This window comes from Ruegeria sp. B1, from assembly GCF_056535885.1.
The window spans coordinates 4,229,645-4,241,648 of sequence record NZ_JBQFJA010000001.1 but is presented as its reverse complement, the minus strand read 5'-3'; the positions used below and the strand labels follow the sequence as shown (position 1 = coordinate 4,241,648).

The window sequence follows — 12,004 nt, the reverse complement described above, 5'->3', positions numbered from 1 at the left end:
ATGCGATGCATATGACCCTTTTGAAAACTGTATTGGCAAGCTCTTGCGTGGCTCTTCCGGGCGCGACCTTCGCTGATGAGGCGGCCGAGCAAATGGTTCAGGATGCGCTGCCCGTGATGTACCATACCTGTGCCACTGTTGTTGAAGAGGCCGACGGGGATGAGGCGTTTATCTATGCTGTCGTGGAAAAGCTGACCATCGTGTCAATTTATAATCGAGAGATCGACATCAATGACCACGCGACCTCGGACGAGGACAAAGCCAATCTGCACAAGGTCTTTGTGGCCGCGTTGCGCAATGGGTGTGCTGACGACAAAAACGCATTGCTGGCCGGTGTCGTTGACAATGCCGTGAAATCAACGCTGGGTCTTTAATCCTAATAGTGCGGTGGTCGCTCGTCCCCCAGCACGACGCCGCCTGATCCTTCTTGCGCCCGTTCACCTTCGCGTCGCATCAATATCTCGACGCGGCGAGTCAGCCGGTCGATCTCGTCCTGCTGTTTGGTGACGATGCTATTCAGCTCTTCGACGGTGCGGGTCAGATGGGCGATCTGTTCTTCCAGATGCTGCATATTAGGCTCCTGTCTTTTGTGTCGCTGATAACGGTCAGGTGGCGTCTGCACCAGAGAAACCGCGCCTGGCCACAGAGGCTTGGCTTGCCCCGATCCGGACCATGGGATAGACCGCGCGCGCAAGCGATTGAATCCCAAGGACGCCGCACATGGCCAAGCCCAAGAAACAGCCTCGCCCCAAGGCCATAACGCCAAAAGGGTTCCGCGACTATTTCGGCCAGGAAGTCTCGCAGCGCACGGAGATGCTGCGGGCCATCGCAGGTGTCTATCATCGGTACGGCTTTGACGCGCTGGAAAGCAGTGCGGTTGAAACGGTTGAGGCGCTGGGCAAGTTCCTGCCCGATGTCGACCGCCCGAATGAGGGCGTTTTTGCATGGCAGGAATTTGAAGAAGGCGGCAATGGTGACTGGATGGCCTTGCGCTATGACCTGACCGCCCCTTTGGCGCGTGTCTATGCGCAGCACCGCAATGATCTGCCGACACCTTACCGCCGCTATGCGATGGGTCCGGTCTGGCGCAATGAAAAGCCCGGCCCGGGTCGCTATCGTCAGTTCTATCAATGTGATGCGGACACCGTAGGCACGGCCTCTATGGCGGCGGACGCCGAGATCTGTGCGATGCTGTCAGACACGTTGGAAACCGTCGGTATTCCGCGCGGTGACTATTTGGTGCGCGTCAACAATCGCAAGGTCCTGAATGGTGTGCTTGAAGCAATGGGGCTGGGTGACGATGCCGCCGCGCGCGACAACGTCCTGCGTACAATCGACAAGTTCGACAAGGTGGGCGAGCAAGGCGTGCGAGAGTTGCTGACCAAAGGGCGCCTGGATGCGTCCGGTGCTTTTATCGACGGCGTCGGTCTCAGCGAAGATCAAGCCGAACCGGTAATTGCGTTCCTCACGTCAAAGGCTATGGATACAAGCGGAACCCTGGCCAACCTTCGGGCGGCTGTTGGCGACAGCAAGATCGGTGCAGACGGGATTGCCGAGCTTGAGCAGATCGGCGCCCTGCTGGACGCTGGCGGGTACGGTGCGGATCGGATCGAGATCGACCCTTCGGTCGTGCGGGGCTTGGGCTACTACACAGGGCCGGTTTACGAGGCAGAGCTGACCTTTGAAATTTTTGACGAGAAGGGTCGCAAGCGGCAGTTCGGGTCTGTCGCGGGCGGCGGGCGCTATGACGATCTGGTCAAGCGGTTCACGGGGCAGGAAGTCCCCGCCACCGGTATTTCCATCGGCGTCGACCGTCTGTTGGCCGCGCTGCGTGAAAAAGGACGGATCGGGGTCGATACGAAGGGCCCCGTGGTCGTGACCGTAATGGACCGGGACCGTATGGCTGATTATCAGGCGATGGTTGCAGAGTTGCGCAACGCAGGCATCCGGGCCGAGGTTTATCTGGGCAATCCCAAGAACTTCGGCAACCAACTCAAATATGCCGACAAGCGGAATTCACCGATTGCAGTGATCGAGGGGGGCGACGAAAAAGCCAATGGGATCGTGCAGATCAAGGACCTGATCCTGGGCGCAAAGATTGCCGAAAGCGCCACGCTAGAAGAATGGAAAGAACGTCCCAGCCAGTTCGAAGTGCCGCGCGGGGATCTGGTCGCAAAGGTCCGCGAAATCTTGGGCAGTCAGGATTAGGCATGCCCAACCGATCCCAGATACAGGCGCGGGCTGCGAAGATGTGCGTTCAGTTCGAGGCCGCTGGCGCGCGGGTTGTGGACCCACCGCTTTTGCAACCAGCGGAAACACTGCTGGATCTATATGGCGAGGATATCCGCGCCCGCGCCTATGTCACCTCAGATGCGCTGCGTGGTGAGCAGATGCTGCGCCCGGATTTCACGCTGCCTGTCGTGCAAATGCACATGAAGGATGGGGCGGAACCGGCGCGTTATACCTATTCGGGCGAGGTGTTTCGGCGGCAGGAGCACGACCCGGACCGAGCCAACGAATACGTCCAGGTCGGGTATGAGGTCTTTGACCGTAAAGACCCCGCCGGTGCGGATGCCGAGGTGTTCTCGCTGTTTGCCTTGCAACTGCGGGGTTTGCCGCTGCGGGCGGCGACGGGCGATATCGGCATCCTGACAGCAGCTGTTGAAGGTTTGCGCACAACCGACCGACGCAAGGCCGCGTTGATGAGGCACCTCTGGCGTCCGCGGCGCTTTCGGGCTCTGTTGGATCGGTTTTCCGGGCGGACTCCGGAACCCGAGGCAAGGGTGGCGCTGCTGGTTTCTTCAGACCCGATGAGCTTCGACGCGCCGATGATCGGCAAACGGCGCGCCTCTGAAATCGCGGCGCGGATCAAGGCGCTGCGCGACGATCGCCAATCGCCTCCAATCTCCGACACAGAGCTCGTTGGATTGGAGTCGCTTTTGGCGGTGCGGGAAGCCATGCCTTTTGCACTCGAACAGTTGCGGGATGTCGCGGTGGACCTGCCTCAGATCACCGCCGCACTCGACCGGCTGGAGGCGCGTATCGCGGCCTTGCAGGCGCGCGGCGTCGATGTCCAAAATCTGGATTTCGAAGCCGCCTATGGTCGCACATCCATGGAGTATTACGACGGGTTCGTATTTGGATTCTATGCCGAGGGGCGCCCCGATCTGCCGCCGGTTGCCACTGGTGGGCGCTATGATGCGCTGACCCGGCAGTTGGGCAACGGCGCAGAGATCCCAGCGGTGGGCGGTGTTTTGCGCCCCGATCTGATGCTAGAGATTGAGGAGGCCGCGCAATGAGTTTGAAACTTGGCGTGCCCTCCAAGGGCCGGTTGATGGAAAAGACCTTCTCGTGGTTCCAGAAACGCGGCCTCACCCTGTCTCGCAGCGGGTCCGAGCGGGAATATGCGGGGAAGGTCGAAGGCATAGACGGTGTTTCTCTGGTCCTGTTGTCAGCAGGTGAAATGCCCCGTGAATTGGCCTCTGGGCGCATCCATCTTGGCGTGACGGGAACCGATCTTGTGCACGAGAAGCTGCCACGCTGGGAACAGCAGGTCGAGGAAGTCGCGACCCTTGGGTTTGGACAGGCCGATCTGATCATCGCGACACCGGCCTGCTGGGTGGATGTGGATACGCTGGATGATCTCGACGCCGCTGCTGCAGCCTTTCGCAGAACTCACGGTCACCGTTTGCGGATCGCGACGAAATACCACCGTCTGGTGCGAGAGTTTCTGTCCGATGCCGGAGTGGCCGATTTCACGCTGGTGGATAGTCAGGGCGCAACCGAGGGAACGGTTGTGAATGAGACCGCCGAAGCGATTGCTGATATCACCTCGACGGGTGAGACACTGCGGGCCAATCACCTGAAAATTCTGTCGGATGGGCTGATCCTTAAATCGCAAGCGACGCTGTGGCGCAGCCGAGTTGCCGACTATGACAATGCAGACAAAAAGGTGCTCAGCGAAGTTTTGGACCGCCTGACTTGACCCTATAGCACGCCGATTTCGGCCAGCGCGCGGTTCAGGTCATCGGGCAGGGCATCATCCTGCGACCGGCCTTTGGGCAGATCGGGCGGAGAGTCCTCGGGTTTCAGGTAGCGCCATCCCTGGAACGGGCGTTTCAGGGCGCTTTGGGTGCGATGGACCTCAGGCTCCAGCACAATGGCGCAGCGGCGGATACCGTCATCACCGATGACCTCATCCAGTCGCAGGATGCGCTGGCGGCATTGAACGACGCCTTTGATAACCCAATAGATTGAACCGCCATTCAGAACCTCGGCCTCGCGCTTGGGCCACATGCGGGTGACATGGCGCGGGCATCCGTCCTCATAAAGCAGTTTGCGGCTGTCCTGCCACGCGATCAGCGTTTCAACGCTGTCCGATCCAACCGATAGTTTTATGAGGTTAGTAAACTTATCCACAGCTTTCCCACAGAGTCGTCCCGAGACCCGTCTTGATATTGTAGCCTGTAGGGCGCTGTCATCAAGGTGTTGTGGTTTGGGGTGTACTTGAGCTACTCTGGGTACCTCTTCCTAGCCAGGGAATCAGACATGAGCCGCTTTGCCGCCCCCATTGCTGAGCAGATTTGGGACATGAAGTACCGCTTTAAAAAAGCGGATGGCACGCCGATCGACCAAACGGTCGAGGATAGTTGGCGGCGGATTGCCCGTGATCTTGCCCGGGTCGAGACAAACCCGAGCCATTGGGAAGAGAAATTCTATCAGGCGTTGGAGGATTTCAAATATCTGCCCGCCGGTCGCATCACAGCGGGGGCTGGAACTGCACGTCAGGTGACCCTGTTCAACTGCTTTGTCATGGGCACGGTCCCGGACAGTATGGGTGGTATCTTCGACATGCTGAAAGAGGCCGCGCTGACCATGCAGCAGGGCGGAGGGATCGGGTATGATTTCTCGACCATCCGCCCGCGCGGTGCAGATGTCCACGGCGTGGCAGCGGATGCGTCCGGCCCGCTGTCGTTCATGGATGTGTGGGACGCGATGTGCCGCACGATCATGTCAGCGGGGTCGCGTCGCGGGGCGATGATGGCGACCATGCGCTGCGACCACCCGGATATCGAACAGTTCATTGCCGCCAAATCCGACCCTGCACGCCTGCGCATGTTTAACATGTCGGTTCTGGTGACCGATGCGTTCATGGAGGCGGTCAAGGCGGACGGCCCATGGGAGCTGGTTTTTGGCGACAAGGTCTATCACACCGTTCAGGCGCGCGATCTTTGGAACAAGATCATGCAGGCCACCTATGACTATGCTGAACCCGGCGTGATCTTCATTGACCGGATCAATCAGGCCAACAACCTGAGTTACGTTGAGACCATTGCGGCCACGAATCCCTGCGGCGAACAGCCCCTTCCTCCTTACGGCGCGTGTTTGCTGGGTTCGATTAACCTCGCGCGGCTGGTGCTGGACCCCTTTGAGGACGCGGCACATCTGGACGAAGAGGCGTTGCAAGAGTTGGTTGCGACGGCCGTACGTATGATGGACAACGTGGTCGACGCGTCGAAGTTTCCGTTGGCCGAGCAAGAGGCCGAGGCGCAGGACAAGCGCCGCATCGGGCTTGGCGTGACTGGGCTTGCCGACGCCCTTTTGATGTTAGGCCTACGCTACGGGTCCGACGAGGCGGCGCGTCAGACCGAGCGCTGGCTGCACGCGATCGCCCGCGCCGCATATCTGGCGTCGGTCGACTTGGCGAAGGAGAAGGGGGCCTTCCCCTTGTTCGATGCCGAGAAATATCTGGCCAGCGGTACAATGCTGCAGATGGACGAGGATGTGCGCGATGCCATCCGTGAACACGGGATCCGCAACGCTTTGCTGACGTCGATTGCACCGACCGGGACCATTTCGCTTTATGCTGGGAATGTCTCGTCCGGCATTGAACCGGTCTTTGCCTATGCTTATACGCGCAAAGTCCTGCAGAAAGACGGCTCACGCACCGAAGAAGAGGTCGTCGACTACGCGGTGCAGATGTGGCGCGACAAGTTTGGCGATACCGAACTGCCCGAGTATTTCGTCAACGCACAAACGCTGTCTCCCTCCGACCATGTCAGGATGCAGGCTTCGGCGCAGAAATGGATCGACAGTTCGATCTCCAAAACGATCAACTGCCCTGAAGACATCAGCTTTGACGCCTTCAAGGATGTCTACATGCAGGCCTGGGATCAGGGCTGCAAAGGATGCACGACCTATCGACCGAATGATGTGACCGGATCGGTTCTTACGGTGTCGGAGAGCTCGGACAAGGTCCCGGGCGAAAGCGCGGATGCGCCACAGGAGGTTGATGGGGGCGATGTGATCTATATGTCCGAGCCGCTGGATCGTCCACAATCGCTGGAGGGGTCGACCTACAAGTTGAAATGGCCCGACAGTGAACATGCGATCTATCTGACCATCAATGACATCGTTATCGGCGGCCGCCGTCGCCCGTTTGAAGTGTTCATAAACTCCAAGAACATGGAGCACTATGCCTGGACCCTTGCATTGACCCGCATGATCTCGGCCGTGTTTCGGCGGGGTGGCGATGTGTCTTTTGTGGTCGAGGAGCTAAAGGCAGTCTTCGACCCGCGCGGTGGGGCCTGGGTTAAGGGCAAGTATATTCCGTCGATCCTTGCGGCCATTGGCGGTGTGATTGAGCAGCACATGGTCGCCATCGGCTTTCTGGAAGGCGAAGGGATGGGGCTTAAAAGCGACCCTCAGGCACAAGTGGTCAACCTGGACGCGCCACGCGGAAAGGCGTGCCCGGCTTGCGGTCAGTATGACATGGTCATGATCGAAGGGTGCATGACCTGCCGAAGTTGTGGCTACTCCAAATGTAGTTAGCAATTTGATAATGTAAATGTGGTGTGGAACGACACATAAGGTGACATTTATTGACGCCGAGTTGCCATTTCTCGGCGTCAAACCTGCAACTTTCCTAGCAGCCTTTTGCGTGTTCCATTATTTAGGGCGGAAAGTGTGAATTCGCCGCTCTGCAGCGGAGACACTCGGGAAGTTCCAATGCGGACTTTGATCATTAAGAGTGTGGATGTATAGAAGGTCACGAAACTTTGTTTTAATCGACACCAAAGGCTCAGAAAATCAGCCACTCACGTCATTCAATTCTGAGCCAAACGCCTACATTCCTAGCCAAGCGTACAGAACGGCATTCTTCAACAGAACAGCAAATATCGCAAGCCAGCCGTAAGTCTAGGTATTGAAATGCATTGAAGTAGAGGCCATTTTCGATCTGCTCTTGGCAGGAGCAAGGCGCTCGCCGTTCCAAAGCTGCTGGCAGCACTGCTTCAAAATTCTTTTTTGCAGAACCCTATCAGCTGACACTCCGGCTTGAAGGGCGTTTGGCGAGCAACGTCTCATTTCGAGCCAGGAGACTGCTATGTTGATTGAGGATCTTAGTCCCACCACTATCACCGGCGTTAAACGCCTCGCTTCTCAGCTCAAAAAGAGCAAGGGCATAAAGCACTCTGACGCGTTAGAACTGGCATCCAAAGCTGCCCACTGTGAAAGTTTCCGGCACGCACAGCGTACCTTGCCAATTGGCGGAAACCCGAACAACAAACTTTATATCTTACTAACAAGGTACTGGTACGACAAAGACAGTCGCCCAAGTTTAGGGCGGGAGACTTTGCGGGTGCAGTTGTCAATTCCGATTTCCGAGTTGTGCGCGAAGAACACACTTAAATATGCACGTGGTTTCGGCGACCTCAGAATGGTGGCTGATGACCACTTTGTTTGCGACAGCGTTGATCACAGCCAAGACTACGCACGCGACAGGCTTTGCACTGCCGAACGCTCGCTACGTTTTATGGAGCACACGGGCCTTATACCAAACCGTGATCAACGGAAATATCCAAAGCTTCTAGATAGAGACGACCTCCCAAACACCGATCATCCGACCAGTTGGATCGATCAAGAAAATGGTCAATTCGTGCTTGTCGATGAACCATATGGCAACGTGCCAGATGCGGATGCTAGATCGGCTTGGGCATCACGCAATGGGTGGAGAGTTGAAAAAAGCAGTTGGCCCGGTGTCCAGCCCCAATTCTATGGGCCAGTTTTGAGCAAGGTTTCTGGAACGGGCGGTCGCATGTTTAGAGCCTGATGGGGTCTGACACGATTGTACTGTCTAAGCCAGGTATTGATGACGATCTGAGCCTGTTTGGTGGTGTGGAACCATTCTGCGTTGAGGACTTCCCGGCGCAGAGTGCCATTGAAGCGCTCGTTGTATCCATTCTCCCAAGGTGATCCCGGGTAGATTTGGATCGGCTTAATGCCCACCTTTCTTAACCAGGTCTGCAGGGCCGTTGCGATGAACTCCGCGCCGTTGTCGGAACGGATGTGTTCGGGCTTCCCGTGCCGCAATAAGAGTGGGTAGAGCGCATCCAGCACGTCTGCGCTGTTCATCTTCGGCTTGACCGCTACGCAGAGCGCCTCACGGGTATACTCATCCAGCACCGTCAGCATCTTGTAGCTCTGTCCGTTGCTCAGCTTGTCGTGGACAAAGTCAATGCTCCAGATGTGATTGGGATGTTGCGGTCGGAGCCGGATGATCGAGCTGTCCTTGTGGTACAGCCGTTTGCGTTTCTTGTGCCGTTGTGGGAGCTGCAAGCCTTCTTCGCGCCATAGTCGTTCGATCTTTTATGATTGACTGCCCAGCCTTCGACACGCAGCAGCTCGGCGACCTTGCGGTAGCCGTAGCGCCCATACCGTTTGGCCAATCGGATCATCGCCAGACGTAACGCCTCATCATCCTTTGGCGCTGCGCGGTATTGCAGCGTGCTCCGCGCCAATCCAATCACGCGACAGGTGCGCCGTTCAGAGGTTGCCAGCTTTTGTCGGGTGTGGACCACGGCCTGACGAAGCTGGTCTGCCGTCAGGCCTTTGGCTTTAGATAATCAAGGCTCTCCTTGAGAATGAGTTTGTCCAGTTCAAGCTCAGCCACGATTTTCTTGAGCCGATCATTCTCTTTCTGCAGCGCCTTCAGATTGGCCATCTCAGATCGTCCCATCCCACCAAACCGCTTGCGCCATGTGTAATAGGTCGCATCACTGACACCAGCCGTTCTGCACGCCGTCGCGACATCCGAACCAGATGCCAGGCCCAGCTCAATCTCGCGCAAAAGCCGCAGAATATCTTCGTCCGAATACCGTTTCCGCGCCATCAATCCCGTCTCCAAAACTAAGCCAACTGTGGCACAGTTTTAGGGGGCCAAGACAATCCACCGATCCGTTCGGCTCGTTCTCGCCATTGCGCGTCAGCGCGATCAAGCGATAGGAGAGTGTGTTTTGCGCGTTCAGCACCCCGCCGAAATCCAGCGCGACTTCGCCGGTGTTATATGAGCCATAGCTTAAACGACCTTCAAAGTGTTCTTCGAACAAGGGGCGCTTGGTGATCACATTGATCCGGCCGCCACCACTGCCACTGCCGAATGTGACACCTGTGGGACCCCGGAACAGGTCGATCCGCTGGACCATGTAGGGGTCGATCTTGAACCCCGAGAAGTTCTGCGTGCGCTGCACCAGCCCGTCCCGGAAAATCCCACTGGTCGAGCCGACATTGAAACCGCGGATGCTGAACTGATCGAACCGGTCGTCCACGCCCCATTGCGAGGCTTGCACGCCGGGCGTGTAGGCCACTGCGTCTTCGATCTGTGCCGGGTCGCGGTCGATCAGTTCGCGTTCAGTGATCACCGAGATCGAGCGCGGGGTTTCGTTGATCGGCAGCCCGGTTTTCAGACCCGCGCCCGATGTTGGGGCCGTATAGATCGACCCGCCCGAGATCGGGCTGTCTTCGTCCCCCTTGATAGTGATGTTACCGAGATCGGTGGTCTCTTCCTGGGCAAGGGCAGAGCCTGCGATCAGGGTTGAATTCAAGAACAGAGCAAGGAGCCCGGCAGAGGCTTTGACCCCGCAATTCGCGTCAAATGACATGGTTCGACCCGTATAGTTGAGTAGGTCCTTCGTGAGACGAAGGCTGACGGCGGCCTGAAGGGTAGCTGCGCCCTTATAGGCAATTTGTTAACGAACGGTGATGCGTTTGGGCCAAGTTCTGTTGCGATCGGGCCAAGTTTGCCGCCGACGGGAACGGGGAAATCCCAAAGCGGGCCCACGCCCCGGGGTGGGGCGGTGCCAGCGGGGCTTGGTCATCGGGTGTAGCGGATCGCGCGGATTGGCAAAATGGATCACATGATCTGTCAGGAGAATTTCTACTTGTAGCGGCGTGATTATCGATCAAGGATCGAGACATATTCACCAGATTGTTGAGAGCTCGGGGTGTTCTTCTTTGAACCCTTCTTATCATCACTTTCTTCCATGCCAAACTCCGCAGAAATGGTGGTGGTCGCTCCGCCATCGTCAGAGTAGTCCCAGACATGGGTGACGCTTGAGGCGATCCAGTCGCCATCGGCGTCGGGTGCCACGCCCAGTACCTTGATCGGAGCTTCGGCGTGTGCCTTGGGCGAACCGACGATATCGCAGTTCAGCTCACCTTCTCCGGCGCGCAGTTCTTTCACCTTGGCCTTGGCCGCTTTGCGGGCTTCAGCCTCGCTTTGAAAGACCTCTCGAAGCGTCATCGAAGGGCCTTTTTCAGCCGCTTCAAGCGAAACCTGTCGCGTGCGGCCGGCCCCGCGATCTTGCCACTTGGCGATCACCTTGGAATAGCGCGAGCGGGGTTTGATCCGCACGTAATAGGCGTTGTCGGCGATCAGGCGGTTTGGGGTGACAAAGATTGTCGGCATGGGTTTGCCGGAGACGGTCTTTCCCGAGCGGCGTTCGTTGACCAGAAGACGCCCATCCTTCGGGGCGATGATGGCCCCGATCTTACGGCCGATGCGGGTCATGAAATGCTGATCGCTTTCCTCGGTCTGAGCGGCATAGGGAATGTGATGCTTGGCCAAGGCATCGGCGATAGCCAGCTGCAGGTTGTGCTCGCGGGCGATGGTGCCTGCGATATCGCCGAACGTCATGTTCTCCCAGGCGCGGGTCTTTGGTTCCTTCAGTGTCTCCGCATGATCGGCCGCTTTTGCAATAAGTGTGAGCGTGCGCTCATAGCCGTTGCGCTCGATTTCTTCGAACACGTAGGTGCCCACATAGAACGGCCGTCCCCATTCCAGATAACCCAGCCTTAGCTCGTACTTTGCGCCCTCACGCGGCCGAGCAATCTGGGGCGGCGCGTCATCGAGCGTGAGCGTCAGTTCGTCGCTTTCAAACCCGGCCGTGTCCGTGACCTCAATACGCAGAACCCGACTAGGTGGGAAAATCGCACCATCAACATAGAGTTCGAAAATCGGGGTCAGTGCGCCGGGGCTGAGAAAGGCTTCAATCATAGAGCTTCACCGTTCGGATCGGTTCGTTTTCGTCGAGATCAGGAAGCGTCAGGACAAGGCCTTCGGGCAAGATCATGGGTTGTTTGGCAAGCCCACGATTGGCTTCCAGAATGGCCTCGGTCGTGCCGTTGTGTCGCCCATAGTGACGGTGGGCGATGGCGTCGATCGTGTCTCCTTCTATGGTGCGGTATGTTTCTGGCATTGCGTCCTCAGTTTGCTGATTTGCCCCCATCACAGAGGTATTTTGAGTTATCGGCGTTCCACATGCCGTAAACATCATCGGCGTCTGTAAGAGCGAAAAGGTCAGCGTCGGCAGCGTTCAAAACTTCGCCTTCAACAGTCAGATTTTCGGCGTTCTCAGCCAATCCGAGTTCGCGTTGGAACAGCGCCACGAAGTCCCGAAACTCTGTTCTTTCACCCGCCAGCAAGCCGCCACCGAGGTCGTAGGCCAGCTCGGAATACCACTTATGTAATGGCCTCGGACGGTCATCCGCCCACACAGTGTATTCTATGAGAACCCCACCGAGATCGAATTCCATTCCATTGTCGATCGACAAATCAAATGCGACCGAGTTCGCGATTATGCGTGGATTTTGGATTTCCAGCTCGATTGCCGAAATGTCACATGTCGTGTCCGCTTTGATTGGGTTTCCGGCAATCAACAAGACAGCA

At 57.4% G+C, this 12,004-nt stretch carries 12 protein-coding genes and 1 pseudogene; 6 read left to right on the top strand and 7 right to left on the bottom strand.

Annotated elements, in window-relative coordinates; all coding sequences use genetic code 11:
* The first annotated feature begins 11 nt into the window (after nt 1-11).
* Nucleotides 12-374, top strand: a complete 363-nt coding sequence (locus tag ACR3ES_RS21070) for a YmgD family protein (RefSeq protein ID WP_170436022.1) — start codon at nt 12-14, stop codon at nt 372-374.
* A gap of 2 nt (nt 375-376) precedes the next feature.
* On the opposite strand, the gene ACR3ES_RS21065 is transcribed toward ACR3ES_RS21070, so the two are convergent.
* Nucleotides 377-571: a SlyX family protein gene (locus ACR3ES_RS21065; protein WP_170436024.1), complete on the bottom strand. Its 195-nt coding sequence runs from the start codon at nt 569-571 to the stop codon at nt 377-379.
* Nucleotides 572-720: 149 nt separating this feature from the next.
* Here ACR3ES_RS21065 and hisS point away from each other — a divergent pair, with 149 nt between their 5' ends.
* The 3 genes from hisS to hisG are packed head-to-tail and all read left to right on the top strand — an operon-like array spanning nt 721 to nt 3,985.
* Entirely contained in the window at nt 721-2,208 is a 1,488-nt protein-coding gene (gene hisS, locus ACR3ES_RS21060) for a histidine--tRNA ligase (RefSeq protein ID WP_170436026.1), read from the top strand.
* Nucleotides 2,209-2,210: 2 nt separating this feature from the next.
* The gene (locus tag ACR3ES_RS21055) at nt 2,211-3,299 is read left to right on the top strand and encodes an ATP phosphoribosyltransferase regulatory subunit (RefSeq protein ID WP_170436028.1); all 1,089 of its coding nucleotides are present in this window, start codon (nt 2,211-2,213) and stop codon (nt 3,297-3,299) included.
* A complete protein-coding gene (gene hisG, locus ACR3ES_RS21050; protein ID WP_170436030.1) occupies nt 3,296-3,985 on the top strand; it encodes an ATP phosphoribosyltransferase in 690 nt (229 codons plus the stop codon). Before ACR3ES_RS21055 ends, hisG begins: the two co-directional genes overlap by 4 nt.
* Before the next feature lie 2 nt (nt 3,986-3,987).
* Here hisG and ACR3ES_RS21045 read toward each other — a convergent pair whose 3' ends face one another.
* Nucleotides 3,988-4,419, bottom strand: coding sequence for a DUF1489 domain-containing protein (locus tag ACR3ES_RS21045; RefSeq protein WP_170436032.1), 432 nt, complete (start codon nt 4,417-4,419; stop codon nt 3,988-3,990).
* Between the two features lie 129 nt (nt 4,420-4,548).
* On the opposite strand from ACR3ES_RS21045, the gene ACR3ES_RS21040 reads away from it, so the two are divergent.
* Both ACR3ES_RS21040 and ACR3ES_RS21035 read left to right on the top strand, forming a co-directional pair.
* Entirely contained in the window at nt 4,549-6,831 is a 2,283-nt protein-coding gene (locus ACR3ES_RS21040) for an adenosylcobalamin-dependent ribonucleoside-diphosphate reductase (RefSeq protein WP_170436034.1), read from the top strand.
* 553 nt (nt 6,832-7,384) lie between these two features.
* The gene (locus ACR3ES_RS21035; protein WP_480424441.1) at nt 7,385-8,110 is read left to right on the top strand and encodes a hypothetical protein; all 726 of its coding nucleotides are present in this window, start codon (nt 7,385-7,387) and stop codon (nt 8,108-8,110) included.
* On the opposite strand, the pseudogene ACR3ES_RS21030 reads toward ACR3ES_RS21035, so the two are convergent.
* From ACR3ES_RS21030 to ACR3ES_RS21010, 5 genes and pseudogenes are all read right to left on the bottom strand, one after another.
* A pseudogene (locus ACR3ES_RS21030) lies at nt 8,053-9,169 on the bottom strand (IS3 family transposase). The gene ACR3ES_RS21035 and the pseudogene ACR3ES_RS21030 overlap by 58 nt on opposite strands.
* Nucleotides 9,114-9,938, bottom strand: coding sequence for a TonB-dependent siderophore receptor (locus ACR3ES_RS21025; protein WP_480424440.1), 825 nt, complete (start codon nt 9,936-9,938; stop codon nt 9,114-9,116). The pseudogene ACR3ES_RS21030 and the gene ACR3ES_RS21025 overlap by 56 nt, the downstream one beginning before the upstream one ends.
* 293 nt (nt 9,939-10,231) lie before the next feature.
* A complete protein-coding gene (locus ACR3ES_RS21020; protein ID WP_480424438.1) occupies nt 10,232-11,332 on the bottom strand; it encodes a phage late control D family protein in 1,101 nt (366 codons plus the stop codon).
* Nucleotides 11,325-11,534, bottom strand: coding sequence for a tail protein X (locus ACR3ES_RS21015; RefSeq protein ID WP_480424436.1), 210 nt, complete (start codon nt 11,532-11,534; stop codon nt 11,325-11,327). Before ACR3ES_RS21015 ends, ACR3ES_RS21020 begins: the two co-directional genes overlap by 8 nt.
* 7 nt (nt 11,535-11,541) lie before the next feature.
* Nucleotides 11,542-11,997, bottom strand: coding sequence for a hypothetical protein (locus tag ACR3ES_RS21010; protein WP_480424435.1), 456 nt, complete (start codon nt 11,995-11,997; stop codon nt 11,542-11,544).
* Between the last annotated feature and the right edge of the window lie 7 nt (nt 11,998-12,004).

What these genes read in the sequence shown, in the direction of transcription:
- ACR3ES_RS21070 (WP_170436022.1), top strand. Translation starts at nt 12, where the DNA reads ATGACCCTTTTGAAAACTGTATTGGCAAGCTCTTGCGTGGCTCTTCCG.
- ACR3ES_RS21065 (WP_170436024.1), bottom strand. Translation starts at nt 571, where the DNA reads ATGCAGCATCTGGAAGAACAGATCGCCCATCTGACCCGCACCGTCGAA.
- hisS (WP_170436026.1), top strand. Translation starts at nt 721, where the DNA reads ATGGCCAAGCCCAAGAAACAGCCTCGCCCCAAGGCCATAACGCCAAAA.
- ACR3ES_RS21055 (WP_170436028.1), top strand. Translation starts at nt 2,211, where the DNA reads ATGCCCAACCGATCCCAGATACAGGCGCGGGCTGCGAAGATGTGCGTT.
- hisG (WP_170436030.1), top strand. Translation starts at nt 3,296, where the DNA reads ATGAGTTTGAAACTTGGCGTGCCCTCCAAGGGCCGGTTGATGGAAAAG.
- ACR3ES_RS21040 (WP_170436034.1), top strand. Translation starts at nt 4,549, where the DNA reads ATGAGCCGCTTTGCCGCCCCCATTGCTGAGCAGATTTGGGACATGAAG.
- ACR3ES_RS21035 (WP_480424441.1), top strand. Translation starts at nt 7,385, where the DNA reads ATGTTGATTGAGGATCTTAGTCCCACCACTATCACCGGCGTTAAACGC.
- ACR3ES_RS21025 (WP_480424440.1), bottom strand. Translation starts at nt 9,938, where the DNA reads ATGTCATTTGACGCGAATTGCGGGGTCAAAGCCTCTGCCGGGCTCCTT.
- ACR3ES_RS21020 (WP_480424438.1), bottom strand. Translation starts at nt 11,332, where the DNA reads ATGATTGAAGCCTTTCTCAGCCCCGGCGCACTGACCCCGATTTTCGAA.
- ACR3ES_RS21015 (WP_480424436.1), bottom strand. Translation starts at nt 11,534, where the DNA reads ATGCCAGAAACATACCGCACCATAGAAGGAGACACGATCGACGCCATC.